Annotated in this window: 24 protein-coding genes; 10 read left to right on the forward strand and 14 right to left on the reverse strand. The window is 57.2% G+C overall.

Annotation, left to right across the window (positions count from 1 at the left end):
• Positions 1 to 80: 80 nt before the first annotated feature.
• Genes mdcE through mdcA form a run of 5 tightly spaced genes read right to left on the reverse strand, consistent with a single transcriptional unit; the run spans position 81 to position 4,528 of the window.
• Entirely contained in the window at positions 81 to 881 is an 801-nt protein-coding gene (gene mdcE / locus ACWKXX_RS15515) for a biotin-independent malonate decarboxylase subunit gamma (protein ID WP_261666494.1), read from the reverse strand.
• Entirely contained in the window at positions 881 to 1,714 is an 834-nt protein-coding gene (locus ACWKXX_RS15520; RefSeq protein ID WP_003861672.1) for a biotin-independent malonate decarboxylase subunit beta, read from the reverse strand. Before ACWKXX_RS15520 ends, mdcE begins: the two co-directional genes overlap by 1 nt.
• On the reverse strand, positions 1,707 to 2,006 hold the full coding sequence (gene mdcC / locus ACWKXX_RS15525; RefSeq protein WP_015571419.1) for a malonate decarboxylase acyl carrier protein: 300 nt from the start codon (positions 2,004 to 2,006) through the stop codon (positions 1,707 to 1,709). Before mdcC ends, ACWKXX_RS15520 begins: the two co-directional genes overlap by 8 nt.
• Before the next feature lie 9 nt (positions 2,007 to 2,015).
• Positions 2,016 to 2,873, reverse strand: a complete 858-nt coding sequence (locus ACWKXX_RS15530) for a triphosphoribosyl-dephospho-CoA synthase (protein ID WP_261665954.1) — start codon at positions 2,871 to 2,873, stop codon at positions 2,016 to 2,018.
• Positions 2,873 to 4,528: a malonate decarboxylase subunit alpha gene (gene mdcA / locus ACWKXX_RS15535; RefSeq protein WP_003861669.1), complete on the reverse strand. Its 1,656-nt coding sequence runs from the start codon at positions 4,526 to 4,528 to the stop codon at positions 2,873 to 2,875. The genes ACWKXX_RS15530 and mdcA overlap by 1 nt, the downstream gene beginning before the upstream one ends.
• Before the next feature lie 228 nt (positions 4,529 to 4,756).
• On the opposite strand from mdcA, the gene ACWKXX_RS15540 reads away from it, so the two are divergent.
• The 3 genes from ACWKXX_RS15540 to ACWKXX_RS15550 are packed head-to-tail and all read left to right on the forward strand — an operon-like array spanning position 4,757 to position 6,894.
• The gene (locus tag ACWKXX_RS15540) at positions 4,757 to 5,776 is read left to right on the forward strand and encodes a hydrolase (RefSeq protein WP_261665953.1); all 1,020 of its coding nucleotides are present in this window, start codon (positions 4,757 to 4,759) and stop codon (positions 5,774 to 5,776) included.
• A complete protein-coding gene (locus ACWKXX_RS15545) occupies positions 5,776 to 5,994 on the forward strand; it encodes a YheU family protein (RefSeq protein WP_014171926.1) in 219 nt (72 codons plus the stop codon). The genes ACWKXX_RS15540 and ACWKXX_RS15545 overlap by 1 nt, the downstream gene beginning before the upstream one ends.
• 30 nt (positions 5,995 to 6,024) lie before the next feature.
• Complete coding sequence (locus tag ACWKXX_RS15550; protein ID WP_003861663.1) at positions 6,025 to 6,894, forward strand: phosphoribulokinase; 870 nt, start codon at positions 6,025 to 6,027, stop codon at positions 6,892 to 6,894.
• 86 nt (positions 6,895 to 6,980) lie between these two features.
• Here the strand turns inward: ACWKXX_RS15550 and ACWKXX_RS15555 are convergent, their stop codons facing one another.
• Entirely contained in the window at positions 6,981 to 7,385 is a 405-nt protein-coding gene (locus tag ACWKXX_RS15555) for an OsmC family protein (RefSeq protein ID WP_015571423.1), read from the reverse strand.
• Positions 7,386 to 7,695: 310 nt separating this feature from the next.
• Here ACWKXX_RS15555 and crp point away from each other — a divergent pair, with 310 nt between their 5' ends.
• Positions 7,696 to 8,328, forward strand: a complete 633-nt coding sequence (gene crp, locus ACWKXX_RS15560; RefSeq protein ID WP_000242758.1) for a cAMP-activated global transcriptional regulator CRP — start codon at positions 7,696 to 7,698, stop codon at positions 8,326 to 8,328.
• A 57-nt stretch (positions 8,329 to 8,385) separates the two neighbouring features.
• Complete coding sequence (locus ACWKXX_RS15565) at positions 8,386 to 10,473, forward strand: YccS/YhfK family putative transporter (RefSeq protein ID WP_032104001.1); 2,088 nt, start codon at positions 8,386 to 8,388, stop codon at positions 10,471 to 10,473.
• Here the strand turns inward: ACWKXX_RS15565 and argD are convergent.
• From argD to ppiA, 4 genes are all read right to left on the reverse strand, one after another.
• Positions 10,470 to 11,690, reverse strand: coding sequence for a bifunctional acetylornithine/succinyldiaminopimelate transaminase (gene argD / locus ACWKXX_RS15570; RefSeq protein WP_017384163.1), 1,221 nt, complete (start codon positions 11,688 to 11,690; stop codon positions 10,470 to 10,472). The genes ACWKXX_RS15565 and argD overlap by 4 nt on opposite strands.
• 87 nt (positions 11,691 to 11,777) lie before the next feature.
• Complete coding sequence (gene pabA / locus ACWKXX_RS15575; RefSeq protein WP_017384162.1) at positions 11,778 to 12,341, reverse strand: aminodeoxychorismate synthase component 2; 564 nt, start codon at positions 12,339 to 12,341, stop codon at positions 11,778 to 11,780.
• 30 nt (positions 12,342 to 12,371) lie between these two features.
• Positions 12,372 to 12,956 (reverse strand): putative adenosine monophosphate-protein transferase Fic, encoded by a 585-nt coding sequence (locus tag ACWKXX_RS15580; protein WP_026080671.1) that lies wholly within the window; start codon positions 12,954 to 12,956, stop codon positions 12,372 to 12,374.
• Positions 12,957 to 13,061: 105 nt separating this feature from the next.
• Positions 13,062 to 13,634 (reverse strand): peptidylprolyl isomerase A, encoded by a 573-nt coding sequence (gene ppiA, locus ACWKXX_RS15585; protein ID WP_000920483.1) that lies wholly within the window; start codon positions 13,632 to 13,634, stop codon positions 13,062 to 13,064.
• Positions 13,635 to 13,912: 278 nt separating this feature from the next.
• Here ppiA and tsgA point away from each other — a divergent pair, with 278 nt between their 5' ends.
• The 5 genes from tsgA to ACWKXX_RS15610 all read left to right on the forward strand — a co-directional run bounded on the left by tsgA (position 13,913) and on the right by ACWKXX_RS15610 (position 20,045).
• Positions 13,913 to 15,097, forward strand: a complete 1,185-nt coding sequence (gene tsgA, locus ACWKXX_RS15590) for an MFS transporter TsgA (protein ID WP_017384161.1) — start codon at positions 13,913 to 13,915, stop codon at positions 15,095 to 15,097.
• Positions 15,098 to 15,357: 260 nt separating this feature from the next.
• On the forward strand, positions 15,358 to 17,901 hold the full coding sequence (gene nirB, locus ACWKXX_RS15595) for a nitrite reductase large subunit NirB (protein WP_284329666.1): 2,544 nt from the start codon (positions 15,358 to 15,360) through the stop codon (positions 17,899 to 17,901).
• On the forward strand, positions 17,898 to 18,224 hold the full coding sequence (gene nirD / locus ACWKXX_RS15600; protein ID WP_008503027.1) for a nitrite reductase small subunit NirD: 327 nt from the start codon (positions 17,898 to 17,900) through the stop codon (positions 18,222 to 18,224). Before nirB ends, nirD begins: the two co-directional genes overlap by 4 nt.
• A gap of 134 nt (positions 18,225 to 18,358) precedes the next feature.
• Positions 18,359 to 19,732, forward strand: a complete 1,374-nt coding sequence (cysG, locus tag ACWKXX_RS15605; RefSeq protein WP_261665952.1) for a siroheme synthase CysG — start codon at positions 18,359 to 18,361, stop codon at positions 19,730 to 19,732.
• 142 nt (positions 19,733 to 19,874) lie between these two features.
• On the forward strand, positions 19,875 to 20,045 hold the full coding sequence (locus ACWKXX_RS15610) for a YhfL family protein (RefSeq protein ID WP_008503029.1): 171 nt from the start codon (positions 19,875 to 19,877) through the stop codon (positions 20,043 to 20,045).
• A gap of 137 nt (positions 20,046 to 20,182) precedes the next feature.
• Here ACWKXX_RS15610 and trpS read toward each other — a convergent pair whose 3' ends face one another.
• The 4 genes from trpS to dam are packed head-to-tail and all read right to left on the reverse strand — an operon-like array spanning position 20,183 to position 23,463.
• Complete coding sequence (gene trpS / locus ACWKXX_RS15615) at positions 20,183 to 21,187, reverse strand: tryptophan--tRNA ligase (protein WP_040118179.1); 1,005 nt, start codon at positions 21,185 to 21,187, stop codon at positions 20,183 to 20,185.
• Positions 21,180 to 21,941, reverse strand: coding sequence for a phosphoglycolate phosphatase (gene gph / locus ACWKXX_RS15620; RefSeq protein WP_015571431.1), 762 nt, complete (start codon positions 21,939 to 21,941; stop codon positions 21,180 to 21,182). The genes trpS and gph overlap by 8 nt, the downstream gene beginning before the upstream one ends.
• A complete protein-coding gene (gene rpe / locus ACWKXX_RS15625) occupies positions 21,934 to 22,611 on the reverse strand; it encodes a ribulose-phosphate 3-epimerase (protein WP_003861634.1) in 678 nt (225 codons plus the stop codon). The genes gph and rpe overlap by 8 nt, the downstream gene beginning before the upstream one ends.
• A 39-nt stretch (positions 22,612 to 22,650) precedes the next feature.
• Complete coding sequence (dam, locus tag ACWKXX_RS15630) at positions 22,651 to 23,463, reverse strand: adenine-specific DNA-methyltransferase (RefSeq protein WP_003861633.1); 813 nt, start codon at positions 23,461 to 23,463, stop codon at positions 22,651 to 22,653.
• Between the last annotated feature and the right edge of the window lie 25 nt (positions 23,464 to 23,488).

Raw genomic sequence — 23,488 nt, forward strand, 5'->3', positions numbered from 1 at the left:
ATTATTTTCAGGATGCAGGTTCCCGCGTGGACGCAACGGACGCGCCCACGGGGTGATGCATCTGGCAGGTCTCTTTTTACTTACCAGCTGGCTCGCATACGTTCACGTACGAGCGCCGAGCTGCGGCGGTTGTCAGCACCCAGACGGTTTTTCAACGTGGTGTCCTGACGAGCGTCGCTGATGGCCTGTTGCAGGGTGGTTTTCACCCGCGTCAGATCGCTTTCGGAAGGGGCATCCGGATTGCTGATATCCAGCAGGTCGGAAAGCAGCCCCAGCGTGGCGTAGTTACTGATGTCGTACGCCATTGGCGGGATGGTTGCAGCCAGTTTTTCCAGTGCCTCAACGGTACGCAGCGTAATGCGCGCCGCAGACTCTTTGCCCATGGCGTGGATCAGCACGCCTTTACCGTTGAAGGCAATCAGACGGTTAGCCTGGTAGCCGTGCGCCAGAAACGCGCCGGACATGGCCTTACCGACGATAAGACCAATCACCGGATGACCCGCCAGCCGCGCATTAGCGTAGGCGGCAGCGGCGCCGGCCAGCGCCTGGTGGATGCCAAACGCCTCTTCGCGACGGCCATAGGCCTGGCTTGGGACGTCGATTACCGCCACAATCGGGCGCTTCACGGCTTTGTCTGCGTCAGCGGCAACGGTTTCGCTGACCACTTTTGCCAGCGTCCATCCTTCCAGCAGGCCGACTTCACCCTGCGCCGCGCACGGGAAGTGGTTGTTGGCGTCCGGCACCACGGCGACAAAACGCACCGTTTCACCGTTTAGCTCGCCGTCTGCGGCCTGCACGGACGGGCATAACCCCTCCAGACGTTTCGCGTTCGGGGCCAGAGTTTCCAGCCAGAGTTCGCCACGGCTAATTGCGTTAGTCATCATTTCACCTCCCGGGCAAAAAGCGCTTTAATCTGTTCGGCATCGGCCTGTTTGCGGGTGTCGAAATTCGTCAGACGGTTCAGGTAATCGTCGTAGTTATCGGTGCGATGTTTCGCCGGTACGCCTTTGGCGATGGCTTCGTTCATCGCGGCTTTCACCGCGTTCACGCCGTCGCCCACCAGCGCATCCACCAGCCCGCTTTCATAGCGCACTTCGCCGCCGGTCATGCTCCAGATAAACGGACGATCGCGGGAGTCATACTCTTCAATGCCCGCTTCCTGCTCGATAACCTGCGGACCGTTGAGGCCGAGCCGCGCTTCGCGGGTCACAATCAGGTAGCTGCACAGCGCCGCGGCGATAGACATCCCGCCGAAGCAGCCCACGGTCCCGGCGACAATCCCGACGACCGGGGTATAGCGACGCAGGTCAACGATCGCGGCGTGGATATCGGCAATCGCCGCCAGGCCGAGGTTGGCTTCCTGCAAACGTACGCCGCCGGTTTCGAGGCACAGCACCGCCTGAGTCGGAATGCCGTTGCGGTTATCTTCCGCCGCCAGCTCCAGCGCCGCCGCCATTTTGGCGCCGGACACTTCGCCCATGCTGCCGCCCTGGAAGGTGCCTTCAATCGCCACCACCACCGCAGGCTGGCCGTTGATGGTCCCTTTCGCGACCACCATGCCGTCATCGGCCTGAGGAACAATCCCCTGTGGCCCAAGCCACGGAGAGATAATGCCTTCAAACGGATCCAGCAGTTCGCGGTAGCTGCCGTCGTCGAGCAGCGCCTGCGCACGCTGGCGCGCTTTTAATTCGATAAAGCTGCTGTCATCACGCATGGTTCACCCCTTCAAAAACCTGTTCGATACGAATGCGTGCCACGCCCGGCGTCGCGCCGAAGTCGTGGATGGTCAGCTTACCTGCGGGCAGGCTGCTGACGGTTTGCAGGCGGTTGAACAATGCCTCCCAGCGCCCGCGGCTGTTGTCGACGGAGGTGGTGATATCAATGGTTAAGGTCTGGCCCGGTTCGGCGGTGAAAAGCGCCTCCATATCCCCGGAACCGACTACCCCTGCCAGCGCCCTGCCGCTTACTTCGCGGCTGGCGGGCACGGTCAATGTGATTTTTTCCATAACATCCTCTTAATGCTTTGAATAGGGCGTTTCGACGCGGTCAAGAAACAGCGTGGCGGCAAGCAGGTCTGCGGCTCCGCCCGGCGAGGCGTTAAGCGCCAGCATCTGACGGTCTAACCGCGCCAGCGCCTGCTGCCCGGCGAGGGTTGCGCATCCTCCGGCGTTCAGCACCGCACGGGCGCCGTTCTGCATGGCGTCCAGCCCCTCCATGCCGGCGCGCGACAGCACGCAGGTGTCGGTGAGCGAGGTCATGATCGCCATCAGCGCGTCGAGTCTGGCCTGCGTTTCGCTGCTGCCGTTGAGACGGCTGAGGCGAAGCTGCGGCAGCGCGCGCTGCATAACGTGCGGAAACGCCTGCTGAGCCTCTTCACGCGCGCCCGGTACACGGTAGCGGTGCGTGACGCGTAACCCCTTGCTGAACACTTTCGGCGCCGCGTCATCCGGCAGCTTCGCCAGCTGAGCGGCGGTGTTCGCGACGGTTTGCGCCCGGGCATCGCCGCCCAGCATCGCCACCGCGCTCACCAGCAATCCCAGCGCCCAGATCGCGCCACGGTGCGTGTTCACGCCGTCGGTAGCGGCCATCATCTGCCGTTCGCCTTCGCGACCCAGGCGGCCAACGGTTTGCCGGAGGGCAATATCCGCCGGACGCTGCCAGCTCTGCTGCGCCAGCGCCTGAAACGTGGGGGTCAGGCTGTGAGCGGAGCGCTCCATCAGCGCAAGCGATAGATCGTGGTGCGCGCCGTTCCCCCGGCTGTCCACCAGACCGGGTTTCGGGCTTAAACGTGCTTCGTCAATCAGACACTGCGTGGCGGTTCGCGCCAGCCATTCGGCACCGCCTTCAACCTGGATCTGGGGCAGAAGTTTCATTACCAGCTCCGGAATTTCGCAGGTGGGTTATACAGGCCACCGGACCACTCAACGAGGTCAGCCACGCTGCCCGCAGCCAGCAGAGAGCGGGTGGCGTCGGTACGACGAATGCCCATATCTTCCGGATACACAACCTTGCCGCTCTGGCGCAGTTCCGCCACGCGTTTGGCGTCAACGCCCAGACCGATATCGGTGATCCCCGCCACGGCGGCGACCATGGCGCGACGCTCTTCCAGATCTTTCGCCCGGTAGAGGTAAGCAATCCCCTCTTCCGTCAGCACGTGGGTGACGTCATCGCCGTAAATCATGACCGGCGCCAGCGGCATACCGGAGGCTTTCGCGACGTCAACGGCGTCGAGTTTTTCCACGAAGGTTGGCTTCACGCCCGCCTGGAAGGTTTCCACCATCTGCACAACCAGCTTTTTACCGCGCTGCATCGGGTCAGGCTCGGTGATCATGTTCAGCCAGGCCGGTGTGGCGTGGCGACGACCGTGCGGATCGTGGCCCATGTTTGGCGCGCCGCCGAAGCCGGAAAGACGACCGCGGGTCACGGTTGAGGAGTTAGCGTAACCGTCGACCTGTAGCGTAGAGCCGATAAACATATCGACCGCGTACTGCCCAGCCAGCTGACAGAAGGCGCGGTTAGAGCGCATGGAGCCATCGGCACCGGTAAAGAACACGTCCGGGCGGGCGCGGATATACTCTTCCATCCCCAGCTCGCCGCCGAAGCAGTGGACGCTCTCCACCCAGCCGCTTTCGATGGCTGGGATCAGCGTTGGATGCGGGTTCAGGGTCCAGTGTTTACAGATTTTGCCTTTGAGTCCGAGCTGTTCGCCGTAGGTTGGCAGCAGCAGCTCGATCGCTGCGGTGTTAAAGCCAATCCCGTGGTTCAGGGACTGCACCTGGTGTTCAGCGTAGATGCCTTTAATCGCCATCATCGCCATCAGGATGTGTTCCTGTTTGATCAGGCGCGGGTCGCGGGTGAAGAGCGGTTCGATAAAGAACGGCTTGTCGGCAACCACCACAAAATCAATCCACGAGCCCGGAATATCCACACGCGGCAGGTCGCACTCGTCGTCCACCAGCTCATTCACCTGCGCGATGACGATGCCGTCATGGAACGCGGCGGCTTCCACCAGCGCCGGGGTATCTTCGGTACTCGCCCCGGTATAGAGGTTGCCTTTGCGGTCCGCTTTAAAACCGGCAATCAGCGCCACGTTTGGCGAAAGGTCGACGTATAAACGTGAGTAGAGTTCGATGTAGGTGTGAATCGCCCCGATTTCGAGCTGACCATCCTCCAGCAGTTGGGAGATACGCAGGCTTTGCGTACCGGAGAAGGAGAAGTCCAGCTTGCGAGCGATGCCTTTCTCAAAGATGTCCAGATGCTCGCTGCGGCCCACGCTCGGCATGATCATATGCAGATCGTGTACGATTTGCGGGTTCACTTCGGCCAGTGAACGGGAAAGGAAATCCGCCTGCTTCTGGTTGTTGCCTTCCAGAACGACTTTGTCGCCTGGTGCGATCAGTTTTTCCAGCATGGCGACAAGATCGCCGGTTGGCAGTACCTTGCCCTGCACCGGTACGGACGCCAGACGACGCGCTTTCTCGCTGCGTCGGGTGTTCCATTGCCGGGTGGGTGTTTGCCCAGATAACATTATTAACCTCCTGATTCAGCACATCATTCTGATTTGCTTAACGTTGAGTAAAGTGTGCGCGCTGGTGAGAAAGGCATCAATTAAGCGTAGAGCCAAATCATTAGCCTGAGAGTAATAATCAAGGTAAATATTTGTGATCGGGATCAGTTCATGTTTCGGAAAAACGGGCTAAACGGGGTACAATTCGGAAGGTATAGTTAATTTCTGACAAGAATCAGCATCGCCCTTATGACCCAAATCATTCCCTCAGACTTCGACATTGCAGCCGAAGAGAGCGCAGAGTTCGTGCCCATGCGCGGTGTGGCTAACCCTCACCTGCAAACCATGCTGCCGCGCCTGATCCGCCGCAAGGTACAGTTCACCCCGCACTGGCAACGCCTGGATTTGCCGGATGGAGACTTTTTGGATCTCGCCTGGAGCGAAGATCCGGATCGGGCCAGACATAAACCCCGTCTGGTGGTGTTTCACGGTCTGGAAGGCAGCCTGCACAGCCCTTACGCACACGGTCTCGTTGAGGCGGCGAAAGCCCGCGGCTGGCTTGGGGTGGTGATGCATTTTCGCGGATGCAGCGGCGAGCCTAACCGTCAGAAACGCATTTATCACTCGGGTGAAACCGAGGACGGCACCTGGTTCCTGCGCTGGCTAAGAGACCATTTCGGCGAGGCGCCAACGGCAGCGGTGGGGTATTCGCTGGGCGGCAATATGCTGGCCTGCCTGCTGGCGAAGGAGAGCGACGCCGTACCGCTGGATGCGGCGGTGATCGTCTCTGCGCCCTTTATGCTGGAGCAGTGCAGCTATCATATGGAAAAGGGGTTTTCGCGAGTGTACCAGCGCTACCTGCTCAACCTGCTGAAAGCCAACGCCGCGCGCAAGCTGAAGGCCTATCCGGATACGCTGCCTGTGACGCTGCAACAGCTCAAACGCGTGAAGCGCCTGCGCGAGTTTGATGATTTGATCACCTCGAAAATTCACGGCTTTGCCGATGCGATTGACTATTACCGTCAGTGCAGCGCCATGCCTTTACTGAACCAAATCACGAAACCTACGCTGATTATCCACGCCAAAGATGATCCGTTTATGGATCACCACTCGATTCCGGCGCCCGATCATCTGCCGGCCAACGTGGAGTATCAGCTCACCCAATTCGGCGGACACGTCGGCTTTGTCGGCGGCACGCTGCGTCGGCCAAAAATGTGGCTTGAGACGCGTATTCCCGACTGGTTAACGGCTTATCTGGACGGTAAATAATGATTATTCCCTGGCAGGATCTCTCTCCCGACACGCTCGATAATCTGATTGAAAGCTTTGTCTTGCGCGAAGGCACCGATTATGGTGAACATGAACGTTCGCTTGAACAAAAGGTCAACGATGTTAAGCGCCAGCTTAAAAGCGGCGACGTGGTGCTGGTATGGTCCGAACTGCATGAGACGGTCAATATCATGCCCCGCAACGCGTTTCACGGCTGATCTTTACACTTTTCCAGTCAGGGAGTTGCTATGTCTGCCAGACATCCGGTTATTGCCGTTACGGGTTCGAGTGGGGCGGGAACCACTACCACCAGCCTCGCCTTCCGCAAGATCTTCGCCCAGCTTAACTTACGGGCGGCAGAGGTAGAAGGCGACAGCTTTCACCGCTACACGCGCCCGGAGATGGATATGGCCATCCGCAAGGCGCGCGATCTGGGTAAACACATCAGCTACTTCGGCCCGGAGGCGAATGACTTCGGCCTGCTGGAGCAAACCTTCCGTGAATACGGGCAAAGCGGTACCGGGCAGTCCCGCAAGTATCTCCACACCTACGATGAAGCCGTGCCCTGGAACCAGGTCCCCGGCACGTTCACGCCCTGGCAGCCGCTGCCGGAACCGACTGACGTGCTGTTTTACGAAGGATTGCACGGCGGCGTGGTGACGCCTCAGCACGACGTGGCGCGCCACGTGGATTTGCTGGTGGGGGTGGTGCCGATTGTTAACCTTGAGTGGATCCAGAAGCTGACGCGTGACATGAGCGAGCGCGGCCATTCGCGAGAGGCGGTCATGGACTCGGTGGTGCGCTCCATGGAAGATTACATCAACTTCCTGACGCCGCAGTTCTCCCGAACCCACATTAACTTCCAGCGCGTCCCCACCGTGGACACCTCCAACCCGTTCGCTGCAAAAAGCATCCCGTCGCTGGACGAGAGCTTTGTGGTGATCCACTTCCGCAACCTGGAAGGCATTGATTACCCCTGGCTGCTGGCGATGCTACAGGGTTCGTTTATTTCGCACATGAATACGTTAGTGGTGCCGGGCGGAAAAATGGGGCTGGCAATGGAGCTGATCATGACACCGCTGGTGCAGCGGCTGATGGAAGGAAAGCAGATCGCGTGACGCCTGTTGCCGGATGGCGCTTCGCTTATCCGGCCTACGGGCGTGCTTTTGTAGGGCGGGTCAGCGCAGCGCCACCCGCCAAAAAATTAAGCCGCGATCACTTCATACGAATGGGTGATTTTTACCGCTTTCTCCAGCATTAGCGCCACAGAGCAGTATTTCTCCGCAGACAGGTCAACCGCACGCGAGACCGCCGCATCCTTCAGTTCTTTGCCGGTGACGATAAAGTGCAGATTAATATGCGTGAACAGGCGTGGCGCCTCTTCGCGACGTTCTGACGTCAGCTTCACTTCACAATCGGTCACGTCATGACGGCCTTTTTGCAGGATCGACACCACGTCGATCGCGCTGCATCCCCCCGCCGCCATCAGCACCATTTCCATTGGGCTTGGCGCTTTATCGCCGGAGTTGCCATCCATCAAAACCTGGTGCCCAGAAGCAGACTCGCCCAGGAACGTTAACCCTTCAACCCATTTCACACGCGCTTGCATATTCACTCACTCCAACGTTGCATTTTTTATGACAGATTACGTGTACGTTACATTTCTCGCAACGGAAGGCGACCTGCGTCATGCTGAAGCGAGACACCAGGAGACACGCGGCGAAAGCTATGCTAAAACACTCTGGATGCTACAGTAATACATTGACGTTACACATGTATGCAGAGGACATCAAACTTTACTGGCTGCGAAACGTTACGACAGCCGACTTCCCAGGTATGGGTAAGAATTCGATTGCAACCCCAGAGTCCGGATGCATCTTATGACTCTGGTGACAGCTTATAACAGAGGATAACAGCGCATGGTGCTTGGCAAACCGCAAACAGACCCGACTCTCGAATGGTTCTTGTCTCATTGCCACATTCATAAGTACCCATCAAAGAGCACGCTGATTCACCAGGGTGAAAAAGCGGAAACGTTGTATTACATCGTTAAAGGCTCGGTGGCCGTGCTGATCAAAGATGAAGAAGGGAAAGAGATGATCCTTTCTTATCTGAACCAGGGCGATTTTATCGGTGAACTGGGCCTGTTTGAAGAAGGCCAGGAACGTAGCGCCTGGGTTCGTGCAAAAACAGCATGTGAAGTGGCTGAAATTTCTTACAAGAAATTCCGTCAGCTGATTCAGGTCAACCCTGACATCCTGATGCGTCTTTCTTCCCAGATGGCACGCCGTCTGCAAGTGACCTCTGAGAAGGTGGGTAACCTCGCCTTCCTGGACGTGACCGGTCGTATCGCGCAGACGCTGTTGAACCTGGCGAAACAGCCAGACGCCATGACCCACCCTGACGGTATGCAAATTAAAATTACCCGTCAGGAAATCGGTCAGATCGTCGGCTGCTCCCGTGAAACAGTGGGCCGTATCCTGAAGATGCTGGAAGACCAGAACCTGATCTCTGCCCACGGTAAAACTATCGTGGTCTACGGAACCCGTTAATTTCGGTCAAACGGCGTGCCGCCGCAGGGTGGCACGCCGTTTTTGTCTCTACTCCTCATGTGGCGCAGGCTGATCTATCACCCGGAAGTTAACTACGCACTACGACAAACGCTGGTGCTGTGTCTTCCCGTGGCCGTGGGCCTGATCCTCGGACATCTTCAGCAAGGCCTGCTGTTTTCCCTCGTGCCCGCCTGCTGCAACATTGCCGGTCTGGATACGCCGCATAAACGCTTTTTTAAACGTCTGATTATTGGCGGCTGCCTGTTTGCCGGCTGTAGCCTTGCCGTACAACTCTTACTGGCCCGCGACATTCCTCTGCCGTTGATCCTGACCGTGCTGGCGATGACGCTCGGCGTCACCGCCGAAATCAGCTCGCTGCACGCCCGCCTGCTTCCCGCGTCGCTGATTGCCGCCATCTTCACCTTAAGCCTTGCGGGCAATATGCCGGTGTGGGAGCCATTGCTGATCTACGCCCTCGGCACGCTGTGGTACGGGCTGTTTAACTGGTTCTGGTTCTGGCTGTGGCGGGAACAGCCGCTGCGCGAATCCCTGAGCCTGCTCTACGTGCAGCTTGCTGAATACTGTGAAGCAAAATACACCCTGCTCACTCAACATACCGACCCGGAAAAATCCCTGCCGCCGCTGCTGGCGCGCCAGCAAAAAGTGGTGGATCTGATCAGCCAGTGCTATCAGCAGTTGCACATGCTTGCCGCCAACAAAAATCATGAATACAAGCGGCTGCTGCGAACCTTCCAGGTCGGGCTGGATTTGCAGGAGCATATCTCCGTCAGCCTTCATAATCCGGAAGAGGTGCAAAAGCTGGTGGAGCGCAGCCATGCGGAAGCGGTGATCCGCTGGAACGCGCAGACCGTCGCAGCCCGCCTGCGGGTGCTGGCTGACGATATCCTCTATCACCGCTATCCGACGCGCTTTAACATGGACAAACAGCTCGGCGCGCTGGAAAAGATTGCGCGTCAGCACGCGGATAACCCGGTCGGGCAATTTGCTGCCTGGCATTTCAGCCGCATCGCCCGGGTGTTACGCACCCAGCGCCCGCTTTATGCCCGGGACCTGATGGCCGATAAGCAAAAACGGCTGCCGCTGCTGCCCGCGCTCAAAAGCTATCTATCACTGAAATCTTCCGCCCTGCGCAATGCCGCGCGGATCAGTGTGATGCTGAGCATCGCCAGCCTGATGGGAATGGCCCTGCACCTGCCGAAACCCTACTGGATCTTAATGACCGTGCTGTTTGTCACCCAGAACGGCTATGGCGCCACGCGGGTGCGCATTCTGCATCGGGCGGGCGGTACGATGGCGGGGCTGATTATCGCGGGCGTGACGCTGCACTTCCACGTGCCGGAAGGCTATACCCTGGCCGGTATGCTGGCAATCACGCTGGTGAGCTACCTGATCATCCGCAAAAACTACGGCTGGGCGATGGTGGGCTTTACGGTGACGGCGGTGTATACCCTGCAACTGCTCACGCTTAACGGGGAACAGTTTATTATTGCCCGGCTGGTCGATACGCTAATTGGCTGCCTGATCGCCTTTGGCGGCATGGTCTGGCTGTGGCCGCAGTGGCAAAGCGGGCTGCTCAGGCAGAACGCCCACGACGCGCTCGAAGCTGACCAGCAGGCCATTCGTCTTATTCTGAGCGATGACCCGCAGCCCTCTCCGCTGGCCTACGAGCGCATGAAGGTCAACCAGGCGCATAACGCCCTGTTCAACTCCCTTAACCAGGCCATGCAGGAGCCGGGCTTTAACGCGCACTATCTGGCTGACATGAAGCTGTGGGTCACGCACAGCCAGTTTATCGTCGAGCACATCAATGCCATGACGACGCTGGCGCGGGAGCACACGATGCTGACGACGGATCTGGCGCAGCGCTATTTGCAGTCGTGTGAAATTGCGTTGCAGCGCTGTCAGCAGCGTCTGGAGTATGACGCGCCGGGCGAGTCAGGGGATTCGAACATTCTGGAAGCGCCGGAGACGCTGACCCACGGGCCGATGAGCACCCTTGAGCAGCATTTACAGCGCGTTCTCGGGCACCTGAACACCATGCACACCATTTCGTCGGTAGCATGGCGTCAGCGCCCGCATCACGGGATTTGGTTAACGCGCCGGTTAAAACGAACCGCGTATTAGCCGCTGACGCTCTTCGCGACCGCCGCGGCAAAACGGGTTAATCCGTCTTCGATGTCTTTGTCTTCCACCACCAGCGATGGCGCAAAGCGCATCACGTCCGGCCCGGCGTTGAGCACCATGACGCCTTCGTGCGCGGCGGCGTGCAGGAAATCGCGCGCGCGGCCTTTGTACTGCGGCTTCAGTTCGGCGCCGATCAGCAGCCCCATCCCGCGGATGTCGCTGAAGACATCAAACTGTTGGTCAATCTGCTGGAGATGTTTCACAAACAGGTCGCGTTTCGCATTCACGCCATTCAGGACGTCCGGCGTATTAATGATGTCGAACGCCGCACCCGCCACGGCGCACGCCAGCGGATTACCGCCGTAGGTGGAGCCGTGTGAGCCCACATGAAATGCGGAAGCGATATCCTGGGTGGTGAGCACCGCACTGACCGGGAAACCGCCGCCGAGCGCTTTCGCGCTGGTCAGAATATCCGGCGTTACGCCGTAGTGCATATAAGCAAACAGGTCTCCGGTACGCCCCATCCCACACTGCACTTCATCAAACACCAGCAGCGCCTGGTGCTCGTCGCACAGCTCGCGCAGCCCTTGCAGAAATTCAGGGGTGGCCGCCGTGACGCCGCCTTCCCCCTGAATGGGCTCGACCACCACGGCACAGGTGTGATCGTCCATCACCGCTTTAACGGCGTGGAGATCGTTAAACGGCACGTGGATGATATCCGCAGGTTTCGGACCAAAGCCGTCGGAATACTTCGGCTGGCCGCCAACGGAAACGGTAAAGAAGGAGCGTCCGTGGAAGGCGTTATGGAAGGCGATGATTTTGGTTTTGTACGGGCTATGACGCGTGGTTGCGTAGTAGCGCGCCAGCTTAAAGGCGGTTTCGTTGGCTTCGGTGCCGGAGTTCATAAACAGCACGCGTTCGGCGAAGGTGGCATCGATGATCTTACGCCCCAGACGCAGCGCCGGTTCGTTGGTGAACACGTTGCTCGTGTGCCACAGCGTTTCGCCCTGCGTTTTCAGCGCGTCCACCAGCGCAGGATGGCAATGGCCCAGCGCCGTCACCGCAATACCGCCTGCGAAATCAACATACTCGTTGCCCTGCTGATCCCAGACGCGGCTGCCTCTCCCTTTCACCGGGATAAACTCAGCCGGTGCATAAATCGGCAGGATCACTTCATCGAATGTCGCGCGGGTAATTGCTGGTTGTTCAGTTGCCATGTCATGACCATCCATTTTTATGTCACATTGATTGTGAAAATATAATCACAAAATATGCATAAAAAATCACAACAAGGCAACAGATATTCAGCGATTAAGGAAATTGGCCAGCAGCGCGTGCCCCTGTTCGCTGAGAATGCTTTCCGGGTGGAACTGCACGCCTTCCAGATCGTACTCACGGTGACGAATGCCCATGATCTCCTGCGTCTCGCTCCAGGCGGTGACCTCAAAGCAGGCCGGCAGGGTCGGCGGATCAATGATCAGAGAATGGTAGCGCGTCACGGTTAACGGATTGTTTAGCCCCAGGAATACGCCGGTACCGGTGTGCGTGACCGGAGAGGTTTTGCCGTGCATGACTTTCGCGGCACGGACAATGGTGGCGCCAAAGACCTGCGCAATGGCCTGATGACCCAGGCAGACGCCCAGAATCGGCAGTTTGCCCGCATAATGGCGGATCGCCTCCAGCGAGATACCGGACTCCGAAGGGGTACACGGCCCCGGCGAAATCACGATTTTCTGGGGTGCCAGCGCGTCAATGTCAGCCAGCGCGATCTCATCGTTACGGCGGACAACCACCTCTGCCCCCAGCTCACAAAAATACTGGTAAAGGTTCCAGGTAAAGGAATCGTAGTTATCAATCAGCAGAATCATGGCGGCTCCTGAAAAAATGGCCGCCCTATTTTACGCAGATTCCCGCGCTTCACTCACAACTTTGGCAAAGATGGCGTTCAGGGCTGTCAAATCCCCCATTGCCCCGCTCTGATTGGCGGCTGCCCAGTCGTTCGGGTCGATCCCCTGCCAGTTCAGCACATAGCCCGCATGAATAGCCAGTTGTTCAAAGAAGATCCGCTGGGCCACGCCATTACCGCTCATAAACGGATGTAGCATGTTGATTTCACAGTAGTAATGACTGATTCTGTCTGTAAACTCTTCTTTCTGAAGGCCCACCAGATATTTATCACTTTCCAGCGAAGCCATCAGCTCATTACCCACTTTCTCGATGTACTCGAAATGGCAAAAAGGAATGTCGCCCTTAGAAATATCGGCGGTGCGCAGCTCGCCCGCGCCTTTCATTTCGTTGCGGAATAAATGGCGGTGAATAAGACACAGATGGGGTAAACCCGGTGCGGAAGGCCCCAGTTCCAGCGTCTCGATATCAGGTTCAGCGGGACCCTTACCTTTTTCAAGGAGGCAGCTGGCCTGAAAATTGACCTTACGTTGTTGCTCCCAGAGACGGGATTTTTGCTTGTCGGTGAGTTTTTTCACTACGCCTCCCTGAATAGTCCGTTTGCCACAAGTATAAGCAGCAAAACGCGCTTTCGCAGGGAGGGTGGAAAGACACGGGCAAGATGTGCCCGTGTGGGGGAACGATTACGGTAGCACTTTCGCGGAGAGAATGACGACTGGCTTAGACGGCACATTCTGGTATGGACCGACATCGTGAGTCTGAACCTGAGAGATCTTATCCGCAACGTCCATGCCTTTCACCACTTTGCCAAACACCGCGTAGCCAAAGTCGCGCTGACCGTGGTCCAGGAAGGCGTTATCAGCCACGTTGAGGAAGAACTGGCTGGTGGCGCTGTCTTTGTCCGCCGTACGCGCCATGGAGATGGTGCCGCGCTTGTTCAGCAGGCCGTTGTCTGCTTCATTTTTGATGGGCGGGTTGGGCTGTTTCTGCTGCATCTGCTCGTTAAAACCGCCACCCTGAATCATAAAGCCCGGGATCACGCGGTGGAACGTGGTGTTGTTATAAAAACCACTGTTCACGTAGTCGAGGAAGTTTTTCACCGAAACAGGGGCTTTCTGGCTATCCAGCTCCAGCTCAATATTCCCCGCAGAGGTAGTCAGCAGGACGTGGGGGTCTCCTTTGGCTGCCAGCGCAGCAGGGGAAACGGCAGAAAGAGCAAACACAGCTGCGACAGCCGCCAGTGTTGATTTGAGCATGAGAATTCCTTAACAAAGCGCAGTATAAAAAGCGAATGGCTTGATTCTAAAGAGCAGTATGAACCCAGACCAGTCTTTTACCTAATTTTACCAAATTGAAACAATTATTACCGCGCAAACGATTGTTCACCCCACAACGTAATGTGATCTGCATCACGTTAAAACCTGCAATTGTGCTCAAAATTTTCTGAAAAGATTTAATTAGATCACTTTCGCGACTAAAATCTGCCCGCTCAAACGCAGTCATTGCGTTTTTCTTTACTTTTAACAGGCCAGACATGACTAACAGCAATCGCATCAAGCTCACATGGATCAGCTTCTTCTCTTACGCCCTGACCGGCGCGTTGGTGATCGTCACCGGGATGGTGATGGGAAATATCGCAGACTACTTCCAGCTGCCCGTTTCCAGTATGAGTAACACCTTCACCTTCCTGAACGCGGGGATCCTGATCTCTATTTTCCTTAATGCCTGGCTGATGGAAATCGTGCCGCTGAAAACGCAGCTGCGTTTCGGCTTCGCGCTGATGGTTGCCGCCGTGGCGGGCCTGATGCTGAGCCACAGCATCGCCCTCTTCTCTGCCGCCATGTTCGTGCTGGGCCTGGTGAGCGGGATCACCATGTCGATCGGTACGTTCCTGATTACGCACATGTATGAAGGCCGCCAGCGCGGCGCGCGTCTGCTGTTCACCGACTCCTTCTTCAGCATGGCCGGGATGATTTTCCCGATGGTCGCCGCGTATCTTCTGGCGCGCAGCATTGAGTGGTACTGGGTGTATGCCTGCATTGGTCTGGTTTATGTCGCGATCTTTGTTCTCACCTTCGGCTGCGAGTTCCCGGTGCTGGGCAAAAAAGCGCAGACTGCGTCCGAGCCGGTTGCGAAAGAAAAATGGGGTATCGGCGTACTGTTCCTCTCCATCGCCGCGCTGTGTTACATCCTCGGCCAGCTGGGCTTTATCTCCTGGGTTCCTGAATACGCGAAAGGTCTGGGCATGAGCCTGAACGACGCGGGTAAACTGGTGAGCGATTTCTGGATGTCTTACATGTTCGGCATGTGGGCGTTTAGCTTTATCCTGCGCTTCTTCGACCTGCAACGGATCCTGACCGTTCTGGCGGGTCTGGCAACCGTGCTGATGTATCTGTTCATCAACGGTTCCCCGGAGCATATGCCGTGGTTCATCCTGACCCTGGGCTTCTTCTCCAGCGCGATTTATACCTCGATCATCACCCTTGGCTCTCTTCAGACCAAAGTGGCCTCGCCAAAGCTGGTGAACTTCGTGCTGACCTGCGGCACCATCGGCACCATGCTGACCTTCGTGGTCACGGGCCCGATTGTTGCGCACAGCGGCCCGCTGGCGGCGCTGCATACCGCTAACGGTCTGTACGCCGTGGTGTTCATCATGTGCTTCGTGCTGGGCTTTGTGACCCGTCACCGTCAACACAACCCGGCAACAGCTACCCACTAATCGCCGTAACCCCTTTGCGTACTGCAAAGGGGTTTTCCCCTGCTCACCCGCCCTGCCCGCCAATGGGTAAAAAACACCACTACATTTGTGCAAAAAATAAGCAAGCACAAAAATCAAACAATATCCGTCACTTATAAAAATCCTGACAAATCATAGATATACCCACTAAGGGGTAGGTGAAGGCGTATTTGATTTGCATCAATAAGTGCCCCTGCTGAATCGTTAAGGTAGGCAGTAATAGAAAAGAAATCGAGGCAAAAATGAGCAAAGTCAGACTCGCTATCATCGGTAACGGCATGGTCGGCCACCGCTTTATTGAGGATCTTCTCGATAAAGCCGATGCTGAGCAGTTCGATATTACCGTGTTCTGTGAAGAACCCCGCAAGGCGTACGACCGTGTGCACTTGTCTTCCTACTTCTCTCACCATACCGCCGAAGAGCTCTCTCTGGTGCGTGAAGGGTTCTACGAGAAGCATGGCGTAAAAGTGCTGGTGGGCGAACGCGCTATCACCATCAACCGTCAGGAGAAAGTGATCCACTCCAGCGCCGGACGTACGGTTTTTTACGATAAGCTGATCATGGCGACGGGCTCGTATCCGTGGATCCCGCCTATTAAAGGGTCGGAAACCCAGGATTGCTTCGTTTACCGTACCATTGAAGATCTCAACGCCATTGAATCCTGCGCACGTCGAAGCAAACGCGGCGCGGTTGTCGGCGGTGGTCTGCTGGGTCTGGAAGCGGCAGGCGCACTGAAAAACCTCGGCGTTGAAACCCACGTCATCGAATTTGCCCCGATGCTGATGGCGGAACAACTGGACCATATGGGTGGCGACCAGCTACGCCGTAAAATCGAAAGCATGGGCGTGAAGGTTCACACCAGCAAGAACACCAAAGAGATCGTGCAGGAAGGCACCGAAGCGCGTAAAACCATGCGCTTTGCAGACGGCAGCGAGCTGGAAGTGGATTTCATCGTCTTCTCCACCGGTATTCGCCCGCGCGACAAGCTGGCCACCCAGTGCGGTCTGGCCGTTGCGCAGCGCGGCGGGATCATGATCAACGATACCTGCCAGACCTCCGATCCGGATATCTACGCCATCGGCGAATGCGCCAGCTGGAATAACCGCGTATACGGTCTGGTTGCACCAGGGTACAAAATGGCGCAGGTCGCCGTTGACCATATCCTCGGCAGCGAAAACGCCTTCACCGGCGCAGACATGAGCGCCAAGCTGAAGCTGCTGGGCGTGGACGTGGGCGGTATTGGTGATGCGCATGGCCGCACCCCGAACTCCCGCAGCTATGTTTATCTGGACGAAAGCAAAGAAGTCTACAAACGTCTCATCGTCAGCCAGGACAACAAAACCCTGCTCGGGGCGGTGCTGGTGGGTGATACCAGCGACTTCGGTAACCTGCTCCAGCTGGTGCTGAACGCCATTGAGCTGCCGGAGAACCCAGACGCGCTGATCCTCCCGGCGCACGCCTCCAGCGGTAAGCCGTCCATCGGCGTGGATAAACTGCCGGACAGCGCGCAGATTTGCTCCTGCTTCGACGTGACCAAAGGCATGCTGATCTCCGCCATTAACAAAGGCTGCCACACCGTTGCGGCGCTGAAGGCGGAAACCAAAGCCGGGACCGGCTGCGGCGGCTGTATTCCTCTGGTCACTCAGGTGCTGAACGCCGAGCTGGCAAAACAGGGCATTGAAGTGAACAACAACCTGTGCGAGCACTTCGCTTACTCTCGCCAGGAGCTGTATCACCTGATCCGCGTGGAAGGCATTAAGTCCTTCGACGAACTGCTGGAGAAACACGGCCAGGGCTATGGCTGTGAAGTATGTAAGCCTACCGTCGGTTCTCTGCTGGCGTCCTGCTGGAACGAATATGTGCTCAAACCAGAACACACTCCGCTTCAGGACACCAACGATAACTTCCTGGCCAATATTCAGAAAGACGGGACTTACTCGGTGATCCCGCGTTCTGCCGGAGGGGAGATTACCCCGGAAGGGCTGGTCGCCGTGGGCCGTATCGCCCGTGAGTTTAACCTGTACACCAAAATCACCGGCTCCCAGCGTATCGGCCTGTTCGGAGCGCAGAAAGATGACCTGCCGGAAATCTGGCGTCAGCTGATTGAAGCGGGCTTTGAAACCGGTCACGCGTACGCCAAGGCGCTGCGCATGGCGAAAACCTGCGTCGGCAGCACCTGGTGCCGCTACGGCGTGGGCGACAGCGTGGGCTTCGGCGTAGAGCTGGAAAACCGCTACAAAGGCATCCGTACGCCGCACAAAATGAAGTTCGGCGTGTCAGGATGTACCCGTGAATGTGCGGAAGCCCAGGGGAAAGACGTGGGTATCATCGCCACCGAGAAAGGCTGGAACCTGTACGTGTGCGGTAACGGCGGGATGAAACCTCGCCACGCGGATCTGCTGGCCGCCGATCTCGATCGCGATACGCTGCTCAAATACCTCGACCGCTTCATGATGTTCTACATTCGTACCGCCGATAAGCTGACCCGTACCGCGTCCTGGCTGGATAATCTCGAAGGCGGCATCGACTACCTGAAGTCGGTCATTATCGACGACAAGCTGGGTCTGAATGAACAGCTGGAATCCGAGATGACTCGCCTGCGCGAGGCGGTGATCTGCGAGTGGACCGAAACCGTGAACACGCCAGCAGCGCAGACGCGCTTCAAACACTTTATCAACAGCACCCAGCGCGACCCGAACGTGCAGGTGGTGCCGGAGCGCGAACAGCATCGTCCAGCGACCCCGTATGAACGTATTCCGGTGATGCTGGTGGAGGAAAACGCATGAGCCAGTGGGTAAACATCTGCAACATTAACGACATCCTGCCAGCAACCGGCGTCTGTGCCCTGCTGGGTAACGAGCAGGTGGCGATTTTCCGCCCTCGCCACGATGAACAGGTTTTTGCCATCAGCAATATCGACCCGTTCTTCGAGGCCAGCGTGCTCTCCCGCGGTCTGATTGCGGAGCACCAGGGCGAGCTGTGGGTTGCCAGCCCGCTGAAAAAGCAGCGCTTCCGCTTAACCGACGGACTCTGCATGGAAGATGAAAGCTTCTCGGTCAAACACTACGACGTCCGCGTGAAGGACGGCGAGGTGCAGCTGAAAGCGTAACCTCTCGCCTTTTCAATAGGAAAGGCTTATGACCCCTTATGGGTAACGGCAGGAAAAACCGTATGTTCTGTACGATTCCTGCTGTTATCCTGACGTCAATTCTTCCCCCGCCATGAATGCTGTGAGGTAACGTCGTGGATCACCTGCCGATTTTTTGTCAATTACGCAACCGCGACTGCCTGCTCGTGGGCGGCGGCGATGTGGCTGAACGCAAGGCACGCCTGCTGTTAGAGGCGGGTGCCCGGCTGACCGTCAACGCCCTCACCTTTGCCCCACAGTTTGACGTCTGGGCGCAGGAAGGGATGCTCACCCAGGTGCAGGGCGAATTTGATGAATCCCTGCTGGATACCTGCTGGCTGACCATCGCCGCAACGGATAACGATGACGTTAACCAGCGCGTCAGCGACGCCTGCGAAGCGCGCCGCATCTTCTGTAACGTTGTGGATGCGCCGAAAGAGGCGAGCTTTATCATGCCGTCGATTATTGACCGTTCACCGCTGATGATTGCGGTGTCGTCCGGCGGGCGCTCGCCCGTTCTTGCCCGTCTGCTGCGGGAAAAACTGGAAGCCGTGCTGCCGCAGCATCTTGGTCAGATTGCCCAATACGCCGGGGAGCTGCGCTCCCGCGTGAAGCAAACCTTCGCAACCGTGGGCGAACGCCGTCGCTTCTGGGAGAAGTTCTTTGTCAACGACAGGCTGGCGCAGTCCCTTGCCAATCAGGACACCAAAGCCGTTGAAGAGACGACCGAACAGCTCCTGAGCGAGCCGCTGGACCATCGCGGTGAAGTGGTGCTGGTGGGCGCAGGTCCCGGCGATGCGGGCCTGCTGACGCTGAAGGGTCTCCAGCAGATCCAGCAGGCGGACATCGTGGTGTATGACCGTCTGGTCTCTGATGACATCATGAATCTGGTGCGCCGGGATGCTGACCGCGTGTTCGTCGGCAAACGGGCAGGTTATCACTGCGTACCGCAGGAGGAGATCAACCAGACCCTGCTGCGGGAAGCGCAAAAAGGAAAGCGCGTGGTGCGCCTGAAGGGTGGCGATCCGTTTATCTTTGGTCGTGGCGGCGAAGAGCTGGAAACCCTGTACAACGCGGGTATTCCGTTCTCCGTGGTGCCGGGCATTACGGCGGCGTCCGGCTGTTCTGCATATTCCGGCATTCCGTTAACCCATCGCGACTATGCCCAGAGCGTGCGCCTGGTGACGGGCCACCTGAAAACCGGCAGCGAACTGGACTGGCATAATCTGGCCGCTGAAAAGCAGACGCTGGTGTTCTATATGGGGCTAAATCAGGCAGCCACGATCCAGGCGAAACTGCTGGAGCACGGCATGGAAGCAGATATGCCGGTCGCACTGGTGGAAAACGGCACCGCCATTACGCAGCGCGTGGTCGATGGCGTGCTGACGCAGCTGGGTGAGCTGGCGCAGCAGGTTGAAAGCCCGGCGCTGATCGTGGTGGGTCGCGTGGTAGCCCTGCGCGAAAAACTGAACTGGTTCTCCAGCCACTAACGCATAATCTCTCCCGGGAGTAGTCTTTAAGCGGACTACTCCCTTCTTACCTCAGTCGATAACATACCGCCCGCATAATGGAACTTTTCCATTTATTCCCTCGTGTTACATCCAATTTTCGATTTATTGACAAGGAATGCGTATGTTCAAACTGGCAAAAGCTGCCGTTCTGGTCGGCCTGTTATCAACTCTGACGGCCTGCACCGGTCACGTTCAAAATACTAAAAATAATTGCAGCTACGATTACCTGCTTCACCCGGCGATCTCCATTTCGAAGATCATCGGCGGTTGCGGCCCGGCGGCACAGCAGTAAGCGTTTTTCAGGCGTAAAAAAACCGGGGATGTCCCGGTTTTTTTGTTTCGTCAGTTTTGTCGGGTGGCGGCTCCGCCTTACCCGACCTGCACGGTCCCGTAGGCCGGGTAAGCGTAAGCGCCACCCGACAAAGCGGCTTAAGGTTTCGCCACAAACCCAATCGCGTCGTACACCGCTTTCAGGGTTTCGGAGGCGCGCGCGCTGGCTTTTTCCGCGCCCTCTTTCATCACTTTTTGCAGGAAAGCTTCGTCGTTACGGTAACGGTGATAGCGCTCCTGCAACTCGGTCAGCATGCCGGAAACGGCGTCTGCCACTTCGCCTTTCAGGTGGCCGTACATCTTGCCTTCAAATTGTTTTTCCAGCTCAGGGATGCTCTGTCCGGTCACACCGGAGAGAATGTCCAGCAGGTTAGACACGCCCGCTTTGTTCTGCACGTCGTAGCGCACCACTGGCGGCTCGTCGGAGTCGGTCACCGCACGCTTGAGCTTTTTCACCACCGATTTCGGATCTTCCAGCAGGCCGATAACGTTGTTGCGGTTATCGTCAGACTTGGACATCTTTTTGGTCGGCTCCAGCAGCGACATCACGCGCGCACCGGATTTCGGAATAAACGGCTCAGGCACTTTGAACACGTCACCGTAAAGCGCATTGAAGCGCTGGGCAATATCGCGGCTCAGCTCCAGGTGCTGCTTCTGGTCTTCACCCACCGGCACCTGGTTGGTCTGGTACAGCAGAATGTCGGCCGCCATCAGCACCGGATAGTCAAACAGACCGGCGTTGATGTTTTCAGAGTAGCGGGCAGACTTATCCTTGAACTGGGTCATGCGGCTCAGCTCGCCGAAATAGGTGTAGCAGTTCAGCGCCCAGCCCAGCTGCGCGTGCTCTGGCACGTGAGACTGAACGAAAATGGTGCTCTTCTCTGGATCGATACCGCAGGCCAGATACAGCGCCAGGGTGTCCAGCGTGGCTTTGCGCAGCTTCTCGGGATCCTGACGCGCGGTGATAGCATGCAAATCCACGATGCAGTAAATGCAGTGGTAGTCATCCTGCATGCTCACCCACTGACGTAACGCACCCATGTAGTTACCAATGGTCAGTTCACCTGAAGGCTGTGCGCCACTAAAAACGATGGGCTTAGTCATTATTCAATTCCTGATGTTCACTGTGCGAGAGCCCGAGTGCGGGCAACAAATCTTTGAAGTGGTCGAACACAACGTCCGGCTCACTCAGCGTAATGGCTTCACCGTAGTTGTAGCCGTAGGTCAACCCAACCGACGGGCAACCTGCCGCTCTGGCAGCCAGAATATCATTGCGGGAATCCCCGACAAAGAGCAGCTCCGCAGGCGCTAAGGATAATTTTCCTGCCACCAGCAATAGCGGTTCCGGATGCGGCTTTTTATTCTGCACGTCATCGCCGCCCACAATTACGGAGAAGTATTTCGCGATATCCAGCGCTTCCAGCAGAGGCGCAACGAACGGTGTCGGCTTGTTAGTCACCAGTCCCAGCGGGATGCCTTTGGCATGTAGCGCGCTCAGCGTTTCAGCGACATCCGGGAACAGGAAGCTACCCTCTTCGACGGTCTCTTCGTAGAAACGGTCGAACAGTTTGCGCAGAATACGCTGCTGCTCATCCTGGGGAATATCCGCGTGGTCAACACTCGGTTTACCTTGCGCGGAACGCTGAGAGGCACGCTCCTGACGAGCCCAGGACAGCGCGCGCTCCATCAGCACGTCTGCACCGTTACCAATCCACGTCACGACGCGCTCTTCGCCTGCAACGGGGAGTTCAAGGGCATATAGCGCCTGATCGACGGCGCGGGTTAATCCTGGCGCGCTGTCGACCAGCGTGCCGTCGAGGTCAAATGCTACACCCCGAATAGCCTGCAATTTATCCATGACTTACCTTCGCCAGTTCACGGCGCATTTCATCAATGACTTTTTTGTAATCCGGTTGATCGAAGATGGCGGAGCCTGCGACGAACATATCCGCCCCTGCCGCCGCAATCTCACCGATGTTATTGACCTTCACGCCGCCGTCCACTTCCAGACGAATATCATAGCCAGACTCATCGATACGGCGGCGCACTTCACGCAGTTTGTCGAGGGTCTGAGGGATAAATGACTGACCACCAAAGCCCGGGTTGACGGACATCAGCAGGATCACGTCCAGCTTGTCCATCACGTAGTCGAGATAGCTCAGCGGGGTCGCCGGGTTAAAGACCAGTCCCGCCTTACAGCCGTTCTCTTTGATCAGCTGTAGCGTGCGGTCAACGTGTTCGGAGGCTTCCGGGTGGAAAGTGATGATGCTGGCACCCGCCGCGGCGAAATCAGGCACGATGCGGTCAACCGGTTTCACCATCAGATGCACGTCAATGGGCGCGGTGATCCCGTAGTTACGCAGTGCTTTAAGCACCATCGGACCGATGGTCAGGTTGGGAACGTAGTGGTTATCCATAACGTCGAAATGGACGACATCCGCGCCAGCCGCGAGAGCTTTGGCAGTGTCTTCACCCAGGCGGGCAAAATCGGCCGACAGAATTGAGGGGGCAATCAAAAACTGTTTCATCCGCATCTCCTTGAAATGTGTTTACCGGCGGGCAAAGGCTCAGGGTCGATAAAGCGCCAGAAGTTCGTCCACCTTTTTACGTGTGCCGCCGTTGCTGCTAATGCTACGCCGCACTTTTACCTGAAAATGCTTCGCGGCTTTGTACCATTCGCGCGTATCAGGCGTGTCGTGATTCGAAATTAACACCGGAATTCTTTTGCTGACCAGCTTTTCCGCCATCTCAGCCAGACGCGCCTGCTCGGCCGGGCTGAAGCTGTTGGTGTGGTAGGCGGTGAAATTTGCCGTGGCAGACAGCGGCGCGTAAGGCGGGTCGCAGTAGACCACCGAGTTTACGCCCGCCAGCTCCATGCACTCTTCATAGGAGAGACAGTAGAACTCGGCATTCTGCGCTTTTTCAGCAAAGTGATACAGCTCGTCCTGCGGGAAATAGGGACGCTTATAGCGGCCAAACGGCACGTTAAACTCGCCACGCAGATTATACCGGCACAGACCGTTGTAGCCATGGCGGTTGAGATAAAGAAACAACAGCGCGCGACGGAACGGATCCTGGCTTTGATTAAACTCAGCGCGGAACTGATAGTAGACATCCGGGTTGTTGTTCTCTGGCGTAAACAGCTTCCGCGCCTCTTCCACATACTCATCGGTACGCAGTTTGACGATGTTATAAAGGCTGATAAGGTCGCTGTTGATATCCGCCAGGATATAACGAGAAAAATCGGTATTCAGGAACACCGATCCAGCACCCACGAAGGGCTCGATAAGACACTCGCCTTTCGGCAGGTGCTTTTTAATATCGTCGAGCAGGGGGTATTTCCCCCCTGCCCATTTCAGAAAAGCGCGATTTTTTTTCATGCTGACTAACTGATTACACCTTCTC

The sequence above is a fragment of the Enterobacter sp. UPMP2061 genome (assembly GCF_053709615.1).

What these genes read in the sequence shown, in the direction of transcription:
- nirB (WP_284329666.1), top strand. Translation starts at nt 15,358, where the DNA reads ATGAGCAAAGTCAGACTCGCTATCATCGGTAACGGCATGGTCGGCCAC.
- tsgA (WP_017384161.1), top strand. Translation starts at nt 13,913, where the DNA reads ATGACTAACAGCAATCGCATCAAGCTCACATGGATCAGCTTCTTCTCT.
- ACWKXX_RS15545 (WP_014171926.1), top strand. Translation starts at nt 5,776, where the DNA reads ATGATTATTCCCTGGCAGGATCTCTCTCCCGACACGCTCGATAATCTG.
- gph (WP_015571431.1), bottom strand. Translation starts at nt 21,941, where the DNA reads ATGGATAAATTGCAGGCTATTCGGGGTGTAGCATTTGACCTCGACGGC.
- ACWKXX_RS15610 (WP_008503029.1), top strand. Translation starts at nt 19,875, where the DNA reads ATGTTCAAACTGGCAAAAGCTGCCGTTCTGGTCGGCCTGTTATCAACT.
- dam (WP_003861633.1), bottom strand. Translation starts at nt 23,463, where the DNA reads ATGAAAAAAAATCGCGCTTTTCTGAAATGGGCAGGGGGGAAATACCCC.
- pabA (WP_017384162.1), bottom strand. Translation starts at nt 12,341, where the DNA reads ATGATTCTGCTGATTGATAACTACGATTCCTTTACCTGGAACCTTTAC.
- mdcE (WP_261666494.1), bottom strand. Translation starts at nt 881, where the DNA reads ATGACTAACGCAATTAGCCGTGGCGAACTCTGGCTGGAAACTCTGGCC.
- ACWKXX_RS15530 (WP_261665954.1), bottom strand. Translation starts at nt 2,873, where the DNA reads ATGAAACTTCTGCCCCAGATCCAGGTTGAAGGCGGTGCCGAATGGCTG.
- argD (WP_017384163.1), bottom strand. Translation starts at nt 11,690, where the DNA reads ATGGCAACTGAACAACCAGCAATTACCCGCGCGACATTCGATGAAGTG.
- ACWKXX_RS15550 (WP_003861663.1), top strand. Translation starts at nt 6,025, where the DNA reads ATGTCTGCCAGACATCCGGTTATTGCCGTTACGGGTTCGAGTGGGGCG.
- mdcC (WP_015571419.1), bottom strand. Translation starts at nt 2,006, where the DNA reads ATGGAAAAAATCACATTGACCGTGCCCGCCAGCCGCGAAGTAAGCGGC.
- ACWKXX_RS15555 (WP_015571423.1), bottom strand. Translation starts at nt 7,385, where the DNA reads ATGCAAGCGCGTGTGAAATGGGTTGAAGGGTTAACGTTCCTGGGCGAG.
- mdcA (WP_003861669.1), bottom strand. Translation starts at nt 4,528, where the DNA reads ATGTTATCTGGGCAAACACCCACCCGGCAATGGAACACCCGACGCAGC.
- crp (WP_000242758.1), top strand. Translation starts at nt 7,696, where the DNA reads ATGGTGCTTGGCAAACCGCAAACAGACCCGACTCTCGAATGGTTCTTG.
- rpe (WP_003861634.1), bottom strand. Translation starts at nt 22,611, where the DNA reads ATGAAACAGTTTTTGATTGCCCCCTCAATTCTGTCGGCCGATTTTGCC.
- ACWKXX_RS15540 (WP_261665953.1), top strand. Translation starts at nt 4,757, where the DNA reads ATGACCCAAATCATTCCCTCAGACTTCGACATTGCAGCCGAAGAGAGC.
- ppiA (WP_000920483.1), bottom strand. Translation starts at nt 13,634, where the DNA reads ATGCTCAAATCAACACTGGCGGCTGTCGCAGCTGTGTTTGCTCTTTCT.
- nirD (WP_008503027.1), top strand. Translation starts at nt 17,898, where the DNA reads ATGAGCCAGTGGGTAAACATCTGCAACATTAACGACATCCTGCCAGCA.
- ACWKXX_RS15565 (WP_032104001.1), top strand. Translation starts at nt 8,386, where the DNA reads ATGTGGCGCAGGCTGATCTATCACCCGGAAGTTAACTACGCACTACGA.
- ACWKXX_RS15520 (WP_003861672.1), bottom strand. Translation starts at nt 1,714, where the DNA reads ATGCGTGATGACAGCAGCTTTATCGAATTAAAAGCGCGCCAGCGTGCG.
- trpS (WP_040118179.1), bottom strand. Translation starts at nt 21,187, where the DNA reads ATGACTAAGCCCATCGTTTTTAGTGGCGCACAGCCTTCAGGTGAACTG.